The sequence below is a fragment of the Pseudomonas sp. AG1028 genome, assembly GCF_007993955.1.
Classification (GTDB): Bacteria; Pseudomonadota; Gammaproteobacteria; order Pseudomonadales; family Pseudomonadaceae; genus Aquipseudomonas; species Aquipseudomonas straminea.
On record NZ_VIVP01000008.1, the window covers coordinates 26,079 to 39,636 of the forward strand.

Below are 13,558 nucleotides of genomic sequence, written 5' to 3' on the forward strand. Positions count from 1 at the left end.
CCATTGCTAACGCTTCCCCTTCGGCTTACCACCGAAACTCGGCACCTTGCGGATAGCCTTGACCGGCGGTTCGGCCGGCTCGTCGCTTTCCATCCAGCGGCCCAGACCACCGGCTTTACCGCCGCCCACCACCTTGGGCTTTTTCGGTTTCTTGGGCTTTTTCACCACCAGGCCACCAGCGACCGTCTGCGGCAGGCGGTGGTCGGGGATGAAGTCCGGTTCGTCGACGCGCTGCAGGATCTGCTGGATCAGCGCCTCGATGGCCGACAGCAGTTGCACCTCGTCGGCGCAGACCAGCGATACCGCCTGGCCAGTGGCGCCCGCACGGCCAGTGCGGCCGATGCGGTGCACGTAGTCTTCGGCGACGATGGGCAGGTCGAAGTTGACCACCAGCGGCAGGTCGTCGATATCCAGGCCACGGGCGGCCACGTCGGTGGCGACCAGCACGTCGACTTCGCCAGCCTTGAAGCGCTGCAGGGCACGCAGGCGCGTCGGCTGCGGCTTGTCACCGTGGATCGAGTCGGCGCGAATGCCTTCGGCCAGCAGCGCCTGCTCGAGCTCGTCGACGCCCTTGCGGGTCTTGGCGAACACCAGCACTTGCGACCATTTCTTGCTGCGATACAGGTGCAGGAACAGCTCGGCCTTGCGCTTCTTGTCCACCGGAATCAGCCACTGCTTGACCGACTTGGCGGCGGCGTTGCGCGGGCTGACTTCGATGCTCAGCGGGTCGCGCAGCATTTCCTTGGCCAAACCGCGGATGGCGTCGGAAAAGGTCGCGGAGAACAGCAGGGTCTGGCGCTTCTTCGGCAGGGCGGCAAACAGGTCATCCAGCTCGCGGGCAAAGCCCAGGTCGAGCATGCGGTCGGCTTCGTCGAGCACCAGCACCTGCAGCTGGGAAAACTTCACCGCGTTCTGACGGTACAGGTCGAGCAAACGGCCCGGCGTGGCGACCAGCACGTCAAGGCCCTTGCGCAGCTTCATCATCTGCGGGTTGATGCTCACCCCGCCGTACACCGCATAGCTGCGCAGCGGCAGGAACTGCGAGTAGGTCTGCACGCTCTGCTGCACCTGCTCGGCCAGCTCGCGGGTCGGCACCAGCACCAGAGCGCGCACCGAATTGCTGGCTACCACCGGGCCTTCCATCATCAGGCGCTGCAGGATCGGCAACGTGAAGGCGGCGGTCTTGCCGGTGCCGGTCTGCGCCGCCGCCATGATATCGCCGCCCTTGATGATCGGGCCGATGGCCTGGGCCTGCACGGGCGTCGGGGTCTTGTAATCGAGGCCGTCGAGACAGCGCAGCAGGGGTTCGATCAGGCCGAGGGAAGAGAAGGTCATGGCGGGCACATGGTGAGCTAAGGAAATGGCGCGCAGTTTAGCGCGTCCGGGTGGCTATCGCTCGGCCGTTGCCGCCCGAGGGACGTAGCCTTCGAGCGCAGCGACACCCGGCAAAGACAAACCTGGGTATCGCTGCGCTAAAGCCAGGCTACGCGGCAGCGAGCAGCGCGCGCACCTTGGCGGCGGACATGCCCTGCAGCTGACGCAGGAAATCGTGATCGACAGCGCTGCGCCCGTGCTGTTCGCGCAGTACCTTGCACAGGTGCAGGGTCAGGTTGGCAGCCATTTCCGCATCGGCCAGCGCCCGGTGCGCCTTGCCGGTATCGGGCAGCCGCGCCCAGCGGTTGAGGTTGCCGAGCTTGTGGCTCGGCGCGCCCGGCAGCAGACGCCGCGACAACAGCAGCGAACAGGCGAAATGCTGCACGCGGGTACGGCCGATCAGGCCCAGCTCGGCGTCCCAGAATTTCTGGTCGAAGGACGCGTTGTGCGCCAGCATCGGAATGTCGCCGACGAACTCGGCGACCTCGTGCATCACCTCGGCGGCTGGCGGCGCGCTGCGCACCATGGCGTTGCTGATGCCGGTCAATTGCTCGATGAAGGGCGGAACCCAGGCTCCACTGTTCATCAGGCTCTGGTAGCGGGCGGTGATCTGCCCGCCTTCGATGATCACCACACCGATTTCGGTGGCGCGCGCCTGTTGGGCCGGCGACATGCCGGTGGTTTCGAAGTCGATGACAGCGATGGGTTTCACAGGAACCTCAGTGTTTGAGCAACAGATGGCCCTCGATGGGCACGTAACGGCTGGCTGCGCGTACCAGCGACTGCGCGGTAAGCCCGGGCACGCCGTAAGCCACGGCTTCGACGCCATGACGCTGGCGAATGCGCTCGAGCAGCAGGTCGAAATCACCGTCGCCGGAGGCCAGCACCACGCTGTCGACATTCGCCGCGGCGTCCATCACGTCGATGGTGATGCCCACGTCCCAATCGCCCTTGGCCGAGCCGTCGCTACGCTGGATGTAGGGTTTGAGCTTCACGGTGAAGCCCAGGTTACGCAGGATCTGCTGGAACTGCTGCTGCTTGGGATCCCCGCGGTCGATGGCATAAGCGTACGCCTCGACGATCTCGCCGCCCGCCGCCAGCTCGTTCCACAACGCCGTGTAATTGAAGTGGCAGCCATAGGCCTGGCGCACGGTGTAGTAGAGATTCTGTACGTCGGCGAACACGGCAATTTTCTTCACCGGACATCCTCACAAGGTTCGCGCGGGTTGCACGGGTGGCCAGTATGCCAGCCCTGGCCCCTCGAGGTCGAAGGCAGTGCCACGGCGGCGACGAACGTGATCACTGGTGGCAGGCCGGCCACGCTCGTATCATGGCCGCCTGTTTTTCTGGCTGCGACCATTCATGAATCCCCTCGACGCCCTGCGTGACGCCTGGTTCTTCTTCCGGCAAAACCTCTTGCACATCCTTGTGCTGTGCCTGCCCTTCCTGCTCCTCGAAGCCTTCCTGAGCCTGCACCTCGAAGACCTGGTCGGCGCCGCCAAGGTGCCGCTCTATGAAGTGCTGCTCGGCCTGTTCTTCTATCCGCTGTACAGCGCCGCGCTGATCCTGTTCATCGATGCCCGCAGCCGCGGCGAAGCGCCGGGCAAGGGCGCGCTGGTGGCCATGAGCCTGAGCCTGTGGCCGCGCTTCGTGCTGCTGGCCGGCATCGGTACCCTGGCGATAATGCTCGGCTTGTCGCTGTTCATCCTGCCCGGGCTGTGGCTGATGGTGCGGCTGGTATTCGCCGACTACCTGCTGGTGCTGCGCGGCCTCACGCCGTTGCAGGCGCTGCATGCAAGCCTGCAGCTGACCGATGGGCACTTCTGGCCGATTTGCACCTGCGTGATGCTGGTGATGGTGCCGCCATGGGTCGCCAGCTTCTGGGCCGGCGATATCGCCAGCGAGCCAGCCGCGCGCCTGCTGCTGGATATGCTGTTCGGCCTCTGCCAGTTGTTCACCACGGTGGTGGTGTTCCGCCTCTATATGCTGCGTGCGGGCGACAGCACGACGCGCCTGCCGTAACCTGCGGCTCTTTTACTGCACTCTAATCGAGGCCAGCCCGTGGCAAGAAAATCGCGCAGAGAACTGGCCAAAGACCGCGGCGACCTCGGCGATCTGCCGGTGACGGTCAAGGACGTGGCCCTCAAGGCCGGCGTATCACCGATCACCGTTTCGCGAGCCATCCAGCGCCCCGAGCTGGTCAGCGACGCCACCCGCGAGCACGTGCTGGAAGTGGTGCGCACCATGGGCTATGTACCCAACCTGATGGCCGGCGCCCTGGCCACCAGCAAGAGCCGCCTGGTGGCCATCGTGCTGCCGACCATCGCCAACTCGATCTACGCCAGCGTGGTGCAGGCGATCATGGATCGCCTCGCCGAAGCCGGCTACCACACCCTGGTCGGGCCCAGCGGCTACGTGCCCGAACAGGAAGAAGCCTTGCTGGCCGCCATTCTCGGCCGCCGCCCCGACGGCATCGTGCTGACCGGCACCTTCCACACCCAGGCCAGCCGCGAGCGGCTGTCGTCCGCCGGCATCCCGGTAGTGGAAGCCTGGGACCTGAGCGACGACGGCCTGGACATGCAGGTGGGCTTTTCCCACGAACAGGTCGGCGCCGCCGTGGCGGTGCACTTCTTCGCCAAGGGTTACCGACGCTGGGCGCTGGTCGGCGTCGACGATCCTCGGGCGCTACGCCGCTGCAAGGCGGTGATCGGCCGACTCGCCGAGCTGGGCGTGAATAACGTGGCGGTGCAGACACTACCGCTGCCCGCCACCTGGGAGGTCGGCCGCAAGGGCCTGGCCAACCTGCTCGATGCCGGCGAAAAGCCCGACTTCATCTTCTGCAGCTCCGACACCGTGGCCCTCGGCGTACTCGCCGAAGCCTCCACCCGCGGGCTGAACGTTCCCGCCGACATTGCCGTGCTTGGCTTCGGCGACACCCTCAACGGCCAGTTCGCCAACCCGGCGCTGTCTACCGTCAGCGTCAATGCCACCGAGATGGGCCAGCAGGTTGCCGAAGCCCTGCTGCGCCGCTTCGACGGCCAACCGACCGAATCCCGCGTCGATACGCGGTTCGCCATCATCGAGCGGGGCAGCACGGCCCAGCCCTGACCGTAGTATGGGTCGGGCCGCGTACTCGAATCGTGTGAACTGAGGGAGCGGGCCATGCCCGCGAATGAGATCGTAGGATGGGTGAAACCCATCAGCAACGGATGGATTCACCTACGCGGCCCGCCCGATGCTAAGTGCTCGAATCTTATGAACTATGGGAGTGAGCGGGGACGCCTAGTCCATACCCGAGAATGGGTTGCGCTTCCAATAAATCCATTGATGGGTTGCACCTTCGCGGCCCGCCCCATCCTACGTCCTACCTTTAAGGACCACATGCGCGTCCACCGTGACGTAAATTTTCGCTTGAATGATAACGTTATCCGAATATGATGATAACGTTATCTTTCAGCGCTGCCTGCCAAGGCAGCCCGGCCCACCGCAACGCCTTCAACGGCACAGGAACCACGCGATGAACAATAACAACACCCATGCAGGTACCCCCGTCATCACTGCTCTGGAAGTCATCCCGGTCGCCGGGCACGACAGCTTTCTGCTCAACCTCAGCGGTGGCCACGCGCCCTTCTTTACCCGCAACCTGCTGATCCTGCGTGACAACGCCGGCCACGTCGGCGTTGGTGAAGTGCCAGGCGGCGAAGCCATTCGCCAGACCCTGGAAGACGCCCGCCAACTGCTGCTCGGTCAGCCCATCGGCCAGTACCAGAAACTGCTCGGCCAGGTGCGTCAGGCCTTCGCTGACCGCGATTCCGGCGGCCGCGGCCTGCAGACCTTCGACCTGCGTATCACCATCCATGCCGTCACCGCTGTCGAGTCCGCCCTGCTCGACCTGCTCGGCCAGTACCTGGACGTGCCAGTCGCCGCCCTGCTCGGCGAAGGCCAGCAGCGCGATGCCGTGGAGATGCTTGGCTACCTGTTCTACATTGGCGACCGCAAGAAAACCGACCTGCCCTATCGCCAGGAAGCCGATGCCGACAACGCCTGGTTCCGCGTGCGCAACGAAGAAGCGCTGGACGCCCAGGGTGTGGTGCGCCTAGCCGAGGCGGCCTACGAGCGCTACGGCTTCAAGGACTTCAAACTCAAGGGCGGCGTGCTGCGCGGCGACGAGGAAATCGAAGCGGTGACCGCCCTGGCCGAGCGCTTCCCGGAAGCGCGCATCACCCTGGACCCGAACGGTGCCTGGTCCCTGGCCGACGCCATTCGCCTGTGCCGGGACCAACATCACGTGCTCGCCTACGCCGAAGACCCCTGCGGCGCCGAGAACGGCTATTCCGGCCGTGAGGTAATGGCCGAATTCCGCCGCGCCACCGGCCTGCCGACCGCCACCAACATGATCGCCACCGACTGGCGGCAGATGGGCCATGCGATCCAGCTGCAATCGGTGGACATCCCCCTGGCCGACCCGCACTTCTGGACCATGCAGGGTTCGGTGCGCGTAGCGCAGATGTGCAACGACTGGGGCCTGACCTGGGGCTCGCACTCCAACAACCACTTCGACGTGTCCCTGGCCATGTTCACCCATGTGGCAGCGGCCGCGCCGGGCAAGATCACCGCCATCGACACCCACTGGATCTGGCAGGACGGCCAGCACCTGACCAAGGAGCCGCTGCGTATCGAAGGCGGTCTCGTGCAGGTGCCGAAGAAGCCCGGCCTCGGCGTGGAGCTGGACATGGACGCCGTAGCCAAAGCCCACGAGTGCTACAAGGGCATGGGCCTGGGCGCGCGCAACGATGCGGTGGCCATGCAGTATCTGATCAGCGGCTGGACTTTCGATAACAAGAAGCCCTGCCTGGTGCGCTGAGCACGTTTAGTCAATTGGTGGGCTAGCGCTCACCCTGCAAAACTGTGTGAGGGCGCCATGCGCCCGAATCGCGAGTATGAGCTAGGCAGCCCCGCCCACTCCCACGGCCCGACGCTGATCTGGCTACAGTGGTTGACCTAACCGTGATTCAACTGCGCCTTGAGCCGATCACGAAAGCTCTGGATCAGCGGTTCCCGTGATCGACCACGGCGCAGCGCCAGGGTGAAAGGCGCCTGGTAGCCGAAGGTGGTGGGCAGCAGAACTTTCAGACGTTTCTGATCGGCCCACTGCTGGGCGTAATGCTCGGGCAAATAACCGATGTAGGCGCCGGAAAGCACCAGAATCAGCTGCGCCTCCATCGACTCCACCGTCGCTGCACTGTGCTTGAAACCATGGCGCGCCAGCTCGGCCTGGCTCCAGTAGCCACGGCCGACCATACGCTGCTGGGTGATCACTTCCGCCGGAATCTGCCGCTGGGTATACAGCGAGTGCCTATCGCTGCAGTAAAGCCAGTGCTGCTCGCGGTACAGCGCCTGGTAGATCAGCCCGTTGGTGCGCACCGAAAAGGCGCCGATGGCCAGATCCAGCCGGTTCTCCAAAACCCCCAGTTGCAACTCCGCCGGACTGAGCACCGCCAGGTGCAGGTGCACCGCCGGGTGTTCCTGGCTGTAGGCGCCGATCACCTCGGCCAACGGCAGGGACGGATCGCTCACCGTCGAATCCAGTACGCCCAGATTCAGAGTGCCCCGCAGCTCACCCTTGAGCGCCGCCGAATAGCGCTCGAACCCCTCCAGCTCGGCCAGCAGCCGCAGTGCCTCCTGATGGAACAGCTCGCCCTTGCTGGTCAGGCTGAAGCCGCCACGCCCGCGATGGCAGAGCACGAAGCCGAGCTGCGCTTCGAGCTGGCTCATATAGGTGCTGATCGCCGAAGTAGAAAGATTCAGCTCCTGCTGCGCCGCAGCGAAACCCTGGTGGCGCACGACACAGACGAACAGGCGCAGCAGCTTGAGATCAGGCATTGGCGAACCATGACGGTGAAAGAACCGGGCCCATGCTAAAGCCTGCTCGTTAGTTTAGGAATTTCTGAACTGATTATTTGCGCTGCCCGATTCTTCACGCCGCCAACCCTGACCAGAATCGGACCACGACAACCACAATAACTGCGAGGCCCCCGTGGATAATTCCCTCCACCAGCCCCTGGGCGGCAACGAAATGCCCCGTTTCGGCGGGATCGCCACCATGCTGCGCCTGCCCCACGTGCAGGCACCCGAAGAGCTGGACAAGCTCGACGCTGCCTTCATCGGCATTCCTCTGGATATCGGCACCTCCCTGCGCTCCGGCACCCGCTTCGGGCCACGGCAGATCCGCGCCGAGTCGGTGATGATCCGCCCCTACAACATGGCCACCGGCGCCGCACCCTTCGATTCCCTGAACGTGGCCGACATCGGCGACGTGGCGATCAACACCTTCAACCTGCTCGACGCCGTGCGCATCATCGAAGAGCACTACGATCGCGTGCTGGCCCACGACATCATTCCGCTGACCCTGGGCGGCGACCACACCCTGACCCTGCCGATCCTGCGCGCCATGCACAAGAAGTACGGCAAGGTCGGCCTGGTGCACATCGACGCCCACGCCGACGTCAACGATCACATGTTTGGCGAGAAGATCGCCCACGGCACCACCTTCCGCCGCGCCCAGGAAGAAGGCCTGCTCGACAGCCAGCGCGTGGTGCAGATCGGCCTGCGCGCCCAGGGCTACACCGCCGACGATTTCAACTGGAGCCGCAACCAGGGCTTCCGTGTGGTGCAGGCCGAAGAGTGCTGGCACAAATCCCTGGCCCCGCTGATGGAAGAAGTGCGCGCCAAGGTCGACGGCGGCCCGGTATATCTGTCCTTCGACATCGACGGCATCGACCCGGCCTGGGCGCCCGGCACCGGCACTCCGGAAGTCGGCGGCCTGACCACCATCCAGGCGCTGGAAATCATCCGCGGCTGCCAGGGCCTGAACCTGATCGGCGGCGACCTGGTCGAGGTCTCCCCGCCCTACGACACTACCGGCAACACCTCGCTGCTGGGTGCCAATCTGCTCTACGAAATGCTCTGCGTGCTGCCGGGTGTGGTGCGTCGATGAGCCGCAAAGCCGAAGTGCTGAAGGCGGCTGCCGGGCTGGTGGACGCCTTCGCCCATAACGATACGCCGCGTTACTTCGCCTGCTTCAGCGAGGACGCCACCTTCGTGTTCCACACCCTGGCGCAGCCGCTGCTTTCGCGCGCTGCCTACCAGGCGGTGTGGCAGCAATGGCAAGCCGAAGGCTTCGCAGTGCTCGACTGCCGTTCCAGCAATGGCCACGTCAGCCTGCAGGGCGACGTGGCGATCTTCATTCACGACGTCGCGACCCACCTGCGCATGGCGGGCGAAGAGCAGCGAGTCAACGAGCGGGAAACCATCGTGTTTCGTCACCAGGACGGCCGCTGGCTGGCCTGTCACGAGCACCTGTCGGCTTAGCCACACAGAGCAACCTTGGCGCGAGCGAGCCGCCTGAAGCGCGCCACGCCGGATACACCTTGCGACTTGGAACCCCTTGGGTTTCCCGCGGCCTTGCCGCACTGCCAGAACACCACCACCCGATGACTGTCGGGGGTGCATAACAGGATCAGCGTGCCTGCGCTGCCCCTATAAAAATCGTGAAAAGGCGCTGGAGAACACCATGAGTAACGCGACGCGTATCGAGACCTTCGGTGTCGAGCAGATCCCCGACAACCAACGCAGTGCCACACCCACCGATCTGTTCCGCCTGATCTTCGGCGGCGCCAATACGTTCTCCACCGCCGTACTGGGCAGCTTCCCGGTGCTGTTCGGCCTGTCTTTCCAGGCCGGCATGTGGGCGATCGTGCTCGGCGTCGCGGTCGGTGCGCTGATCCTCGCGCCGATGGGCCTGTTCGGCGCGCTCAATGGCACCAACAACGCCGTGTCCTCCGGTGCCCACTTCGGCGTGCACGGGCGTATCGTTGGCTCGTTCCTGTCGCTGCTCACCGCCGTGGCGTTCTTCTCGCTGTCGGTATGGAGCTCCGGTGATGCGCTGATCGGCGGCGCCAAGCGGCTGATCGGCCTGCCCGAGAACGACCTGACCCTGGGCCTGGCCTACGGTCTGTTCGCGGTGCTGGTGCTGGTGGTGTGCATCTATGGCTTTCGCTTCATGCTGTGGGTCAACAAGATCGCCGTGTGGGCCTCCAGCCTGCTGTTTCTGCTCGGCATCCTGGCGTTCGCCGGGCCCTTCGATGCCAATTACGCCGGCACCGTCAGCCTGGAGCAACCGGGCTTCTGGGCGGCCTTCATCGGCGCGGCGCTACTGGCCATGAGCAACCCGGTGTCGTTCGGCGCCTTTCTTGGCGACTGGTCGCGCTACATCCCCAAGCACACGCCCAAGCGCCGCATCATGCTGGCGGTGCTCGCCGCCCAGGCCGGCACGCTGATTCCTTTCCTGTTCGGCCTGTGCACCGCCACGCTGGTGGCCACTCAGGCGCCGGATTACATCGCCGCCAACAATTATGTGGGTGGCCTGCTGGCCATCTCGCCGGCCTGGTTCTTCCTGCCGGTGTGCCTGATCGCGGTGATCGGCGGCATGTCCACCGGCACCACCGCGCTGTACGGCACCGGGCTGGACATGTCGAGCCTGTTCCCGCGGCTGATGAGCCGCGCTGGCGCCACGCTGCTGATCGGCGTGGCGGCCATCGCCTTCATCTTCATCGGCCGCTTCGCCTTCAACCTGGTGCAGAGCGTGTCGACCTTCGCGGTGCTGATCGTCACCTGCACCAGCCCGTGGATGGTGATCATGATCCTCGGCCTGATCGTGCGCCGCGGCTTCTACCACGCCGATGACCTGCAGGTATTCACCCGCGGCGAGCGCGGTGGCCGCTACTGGTTCCACAACGGCTGGAACTGGCGCGGCCTCGGCGCGTGGATTCCCAGCGCGGCAGTGGGCCTGTGCTTCGTCAACCTGCCGGGCCAGTTCGTCGGCCCGCTGGGTGAGCTGGCCGGCGGCATCGACATCAGCCTGCCGATCACCCTGGGCATGGCCGCAGTGCTCTACCTGACCCTGCTCAATCTGTTCCCCGAGCCAGCGAGCGTCTACGGCCCCGTTGGCCCGCGCTGGGTGCGCCTGAAACCTGACACCAGCGCCCCGGTGAACGGTGCCGGGCTCGCCTGACAGCTTCGCACCGGGCGCGCTGCGCCCGGATCTTCACCAGAAAACGAGAACAACACCATGATTCTGGATATATCCGTCGTCATCCTTTACGCCGCCGGCATGTTGCTGCTCGGCTGGTATGGCATGCGCCGCGCGCGCAGCCAGGAAGATTACCTGGTGGCCGGCCGCAACCTCGGCCCGGCCTTCTACATGGGCACCATGGCCGCGACGGTACTCGGCGGCGCCGCGACCGTCGGCACCGTGCGCCTGGGTTACGTGCACGGCATTTCCGGTTTTTGGCTGTGCGCCGCACTTGGGGCCGGCATCATCGTACTCAACCTGTTCCTGGCCAAACCGCTGCTCAAGCTGCGCATCTTCACCGTCACCCAGATTCTCGAACGCCGCTACACACCGGCGGCGCGCCAGGCCAGTGCGGTGGTGATGTTCGCCTACGCACTGATGATCTCGGTGGTCTCGGTGCTGGCCAGCGGCACGGTGCTGCAGGTGCTGTTCGACCTGCCCTTCTGGGCGGCCATCCTGCTGGCTGGCGGCGTGGTGGTGGTGTATTCGAGCATCGGCGGCATGTGGTCGCTGACCCTCACCGACATCGTGCAGTTCGCGATCAAGACGGTCGGCCTGATGTTCGTGCTGCTGCCCATCTGCCTGTACCGCGTCGGCGGCTGGGACGCGCTGGCGGCCAAGCTGCCGGACACCGCCTTCAGCCTGACCACCATCGGCTACGACACCATCCTCACCTACTTCCTGATCTACTTTTTCGGCATCCTCATCGGCCAGGACATCTGGCAGCGCGTGTTCACTGCCCGCAACGAGAACGTCGCCCGCGTAGCCGGCAGCCTGGCCGGCGTGTACTGCGTGATCTACGGGCTGGTCGGCGCGCTGATCGGCATGTGCGCCAAGGTACTGCTGCCGGACCTGGCCAACGCCAACAACGCCTTCGCCTCCATCGTACAGAGCGCGCTGCCCGACGGCATTCGCGGCCTGGTGATCGCTGCTGCCCTGGCCGCGATGATGTCCACCGCCAGCGCCGGTCTGCTCGCCGCGTCCACCACGGTGACCGAAGACCTGCTGCCGAAACTGCGCGGCGGTCGCCCTTCGAGCCTGGGCGTCGCCCGCCTGTTCACCCTGCTCACCGGCCTGCTGGTGCTGGCGATCTCCCTGGTGGTCAGCGACGTGATCGGCGCTCTGACCCTGGCCTACAACCTGCTGGTGGGCGGCATCCTGATTCCGATCCTCGGCGCTATCTACTGGAAGCGCGCCACCACCACCGGCGCCATCGCCAGCATGGCCCTGGGTTGCGCCACCGCCTTGGTGTTCATGTTCAAGGATGGCCTGGAAGCCAATACGCCGATCTACTACAGCCTGGCAGTCGGCCTGCTAGCCTTCGTGATCGGCAGCCTGCTGACCCGCCCACAGGCGCGAGCTGCCAGCCTCGCCTGACCCCGTTACAGGTGCCGGCGCTGCTACCGGCACCTGCAAATCCATCAGCAAGGAGCCAGCATGACCACCTGTGGTGAATTTCTCGTCAAGCAACTCCAGGCCTGGGACGTCGACACCGTGTTCGGCATTCCCGGCGTGCACACCATCGAGCTGTACCGCGGCCTGCCGGGCAGCGGCATCCGCCACATCACCCCGCGCCACGAGCAGGGCGCGGGCTTCATGGCCGACGGCTATGCGCGCGTTTCCGGCAAGCCCGGTGTGTGCTTCATCATCACCGGGCCGGGCATGACCAATATCGCCACGGCCATGGGTCAGGCCTATGCCGATTCGATCCCGATGCTGGTGATCTCCAGCGTCAACGAACGCGAGCGCCTGGGCCGTGGCAACGGCTACCTGCACGAGTTGCCGGATCAGCGTGCTTTGGTGGCCGGCGTCGCCGCCTTCAGCCATACGCTGATGAGCGTCGACGAATTGCCCGACGTGCTGGCCCGCGCCTTCGCGGTATTCGATGGCGGGCGGCCACGGCCGGTGCATATCGAACTGCCGCTGGACGTGATCACCGCATCCGCCGACCACCTGAGCGTGCAGCCGCGCGTTACAGCTCCGCGCCCCGCACCGCAGGCCGATTTGATCCGGCAGGCGGCGCAGCACCTGAGTCAGGCCCAGCGCCCGCTGCTGCTGATCGGCGGCGGCTGCGTGAACGAGCCCGATGCGGTGCGCCGCCTGGCCGAGGCGCTGGATGCACCGACCGCGCTGACCATCAACGCCAAGGGCCTGCTGCCGACAGCGCATCCGCTGCTGATTGGCAGCAACCAGTCGCTGCCGCCGGTACGCCAACTGGCGCAGGACGCCGATGTGGTGCTGGCTATCGGTACCGAACTGGGCGAAACCGATTACGACGTGGTATTCGACGGCAACTTCAGGATCAGCGGCGAACTAATCCGTGTCGATATCGACGCCGAGCAGTTGCAGCGCAATCACGCGCCGGCATTGGCGATCCACAGTGACGCCGGCCTGGCCATCGAAGCGCTTCTGAAGCAATTGCCGCAACGCGAGCGCGACGAACACAGCGGCGGCGCCAAGCGCGCATGCGCAGTTCGCCAGCAGCTGGCTGACGAATTCACTGGCTGGGCGCACTACCGTCGCCTGTTCGACTGCATCCTCGAAGTACTGCCAGAAGCGCGCTTCGTCGGTGACTCGACGCAAACCGTGTACAGCGGCAACCATGTGGTCGAACTGGACGGCCCGCGTCGCTGGTTCAACGCCTCCACCGGCTACGGCACTTTGGGCTATGGCCTGCCGGCGGCCATAGGCGCTCGGCTGGCCGAGCCAGCGCGCCCGGTGATCAGCCTGATGGGCGACGGCGGCATCCAGTTCACCCTGCCGGAGCTGGCCAGCGCCGTGGAAGCGCGGGTCGGCATCATCGTGCTGCTGTGGAACAATCAGGGCTATGGCGAGATAAAGCGCTACATGGAGCGCCGCGACATCACCCCACTGGGCGTCGACATCTACACCCCAGACTTTTTGACCATCGCCCGCGGCTTCGGCTGCCTGGCCGAACGCGCCCGCGACCACGCACACCTGCAAAGCCTGCTGCGTGAGGCACCAAGCGACCGGCCACTGCTGATCGAAATCGCCGAGGCGCCACCGTTCGCGCCGTAAAAGCACAGCACC

Annotated in this window: 12 protein-coding genes; 8 read left to right on the forward strand and 4 right to left on the reverse strand. The window is 65.3% G+C overall.

What is annotated here, in order from left to right; genetic code table 11:
• Positions 1 to 6: 6 nt before the first annotated feature.
• The 3 genes from FB481_RS14330 to FB481_RS14340 all read right to left on the reverse strand — a co-directional run bounded on the left by FB481_RS14330 (position 7) and on the right by FB481_RS14340 (position 2,573).
• Positions 7 to 1,335, reverse strand: coding sequence for a DEAD/DEAH box helicase (locus tag FB481_RS14330; RefSeq protein ID WP_147176827.1), 1,329 nt, complete (start codon positions 1,333 to 1,335; stop codon positions 7 to 9).
• A 148-nt stretch (positions 1,336 to 1,483) separates the two neighbouring features.
• A complete protein-coding gene (locus FB481_RS14335; protein WP_075931844.1) occupies positions 1,484 to 2,086 on the reverse strand; it encodes a PolC-type DNA polymerase III in 603 nt (200 codons plus the stop codon).
• 7 nt (positions 2,087 to 2,093) lie between these two features.
• Positions 2,094 to 2,573: an NYN domain-containing protein gene (locus FB481_RS14340; RefSeq protein WP_075931845.1), complete on the reverse strand. Its 480-nt coding sequence runs from the start codon at positions 2,571 to 2,573 to the stop codon at positions 2,094 to 2,096.
• Positions 2,574 to 2,736: 163 nt separating this feature from the next.
• Here FB481_RS14340 and FB481_RS14345 point away from each other — a divergent pair, with 163 nt between their 5' ends.
• From FB481_RS14345 to gudD, 3 genes are all read left to right on the forward strand, one after another.
• Complete coding sequence (locus FB481_RS14345; protein WP_147176828.1) at positions 2,737 to 3,396, forward strand: YciC family protein; 660 nt, start codon at positions 2,737 to 2,739, stop codon at positions 3,394 to 3,396.
• A gap of 39 nt (positions 3,397 to 3,435) precedes the next feature.
• Positions 3,436 to 4,482, forward strand: coding sequence for a LacI family DNA-binding transcriptional regulator (locus FB481_RS14350; RefSeq protein ID WP_147176829.1), 1,047 nt, complete (start codon positions 3,436 to 3,438; stop codon positions 4,480 to 4,482).
• Between the two features lie 409 nt (positions 4,483 to 4,891).
• Entirely contained in the window at positions 4,892 to 6,238 is a 1,347-nt protein-coding gene (gene gudD, locus FB481_RS14355; RefSeq protein ID WP_147176830.1) for a glucarate dehydratase, read from the forward strand.
• 137 nt (positions 6,239 to 6,375) lie between these two features.
• Here the strand turns inward: gudD and FB481_RS14360 are convergent, their stop codons facing one another.
• Positions 6,376 to 7,257 carry a LysR family transcriptional regulator gene (locus FB481_RS14360; protein WP_147176831.1) on the reverse strand — a complete coding sequence of 294 codons (882 nt, stop codon included), beginning with the start codon at positions 7,255 to 7,257 and terminating at the stop codon, positions 6,376 to 6,378.
• A 154-nt stretch (positions 7,258 to 7,411) separates the two neighbouring features.
• On the opposite strand from FB481_RS14360, the gene speB reads away from it, so the two are divergent.
• The 5 genes from speB (at position 7,412) to FB481_RS14385 (ending at position 13,546) form a co-directional block, all read left to right on the forward strand.
• Positions 7,412 to 8,371 (forward strand): agmatinase, encoded by a 960-nt coding sequence (gene speB / locus FB481_RS14365; protein ID WP_027904422.1) that lies wholly within the window; start codon positions 7,412 to 7,414, stop codon positions 8,369 to 8,371.
• On the forward strand, positions 8,368 to 8,745 hold the full coding sequence (locus tag FB481_RS14370; RefSeq protein ID WP_147176832.1) for a nuclear transport factor 2 family protein: 378 nt from the start codon (positions 8,368 to 8,370) through the stop codon (positions 8,743 to 8,745). Before speB ends, FB481_RS14370 begins: the two co-directional genes overlap by 4 nt.
• Before the next feature lie 202 nt (positions 8,746 to 8,947).
• A complete protein-coding gene (locus FB481_RS14375; RefSeq protein ID WP_093505188.1) occupies positions 8,948 to 10,447 on the forward strand; it encodes a cytosine permease in 1,500 nt (499 codons plus the stop codon).
• Positions 10,448 to 10,504: 57 nt separating this feature from the next.
• Positions 10,505 to 11,884 carry a sodium:solute symporter gene (locus FB481_RS14380; protein WP_093505191.1) on the forward strand — a complete coding sequence of 460 codons (1,380 nt, stop codon included), beginning with the start codon at positions 10,505 to 10,507 and terminating at the stop codon, positions 11,882 to 11,884.
• Positions 11,885 to 11,944: 60 nt separating this feature from the next.
• Positions 11,945 to 13,546: a 5-guanidino-2-oxopentanoate decarboxylase gene (locus tag FB481_RS14385; RefSeq protein WP_147176833.1), complete on the forward strand. Its 1,602-nt coding sequence runs from the start codon at positions 11,945 to 11,947 to the stop codon at positions 13,544 to 13,546.
• Positions 13,547 to 13,558: the final 12 nt, after the last annotated feature.

What these genes read in the sequence shown, in the direction of transcription:
- FB481_RS14360 (WP_147176831.1), bottom strand. Translation starts at nt 7,257, where the DNA reads ATGCCTGATCTCAAGCTGCTGCGCCTGTTCGTCTGTGTCGTGCGCCAC.
- FB481_RS14370 (WP_147176832.1), top strand. Translation starts at nt 8,368, where the DNA reads ATGAGCCGCAAAGCCGAAGTGCTGAAGGCGGCTGCCGGGCTGGTGGAC.
- FB481_RS14330 (WP_147176827.1), bottom strand. Translation starts at nt 1,335, where the DNA reads ATGACCTTCTCTTCCCTCGGCCTGATCGAACCCCTGCTGCGCTGTCTC.
- FB481_RS14385 (WP_147176833.1), top strand. Translation starts at nt 11,945, where the DNA reads ATGACCACCTGTGGTGAATTTCTCGTCAAGCAACTCCAGGCCTGGGAC.
- FB481_RS14345 (WP_147176828.1), top strand. Translation starts at nt 2,737, where the DNA reads ATGAATCCCCTCGACGCCCTGCGTGACGCCTGGTTCTTCTTCCGGCAA.
- FB481_RS14380 (WP_093505191.1), top strand. Translation starts at nt 10,505, where the DNA reads ATGATTCTGGATATATCCGTCGTCATCCTTTACGCCGCCGGCATGTTG.
- gudD (WP_147176830.1), top strand. Translation starts at nt 4,892, where the DNA reads ATGAACAATAACAACACCCATGCAGGTACCCCCGTCATCACTGCTCTG.
- FB481_RS14375 (WP_093505188.1), top strand. Translation starts at nt 8,948, where the DNA reads ATGAGTAACGCGACGCGTATCGAGACCTTCGGTGTCGAGCAGATCCCC.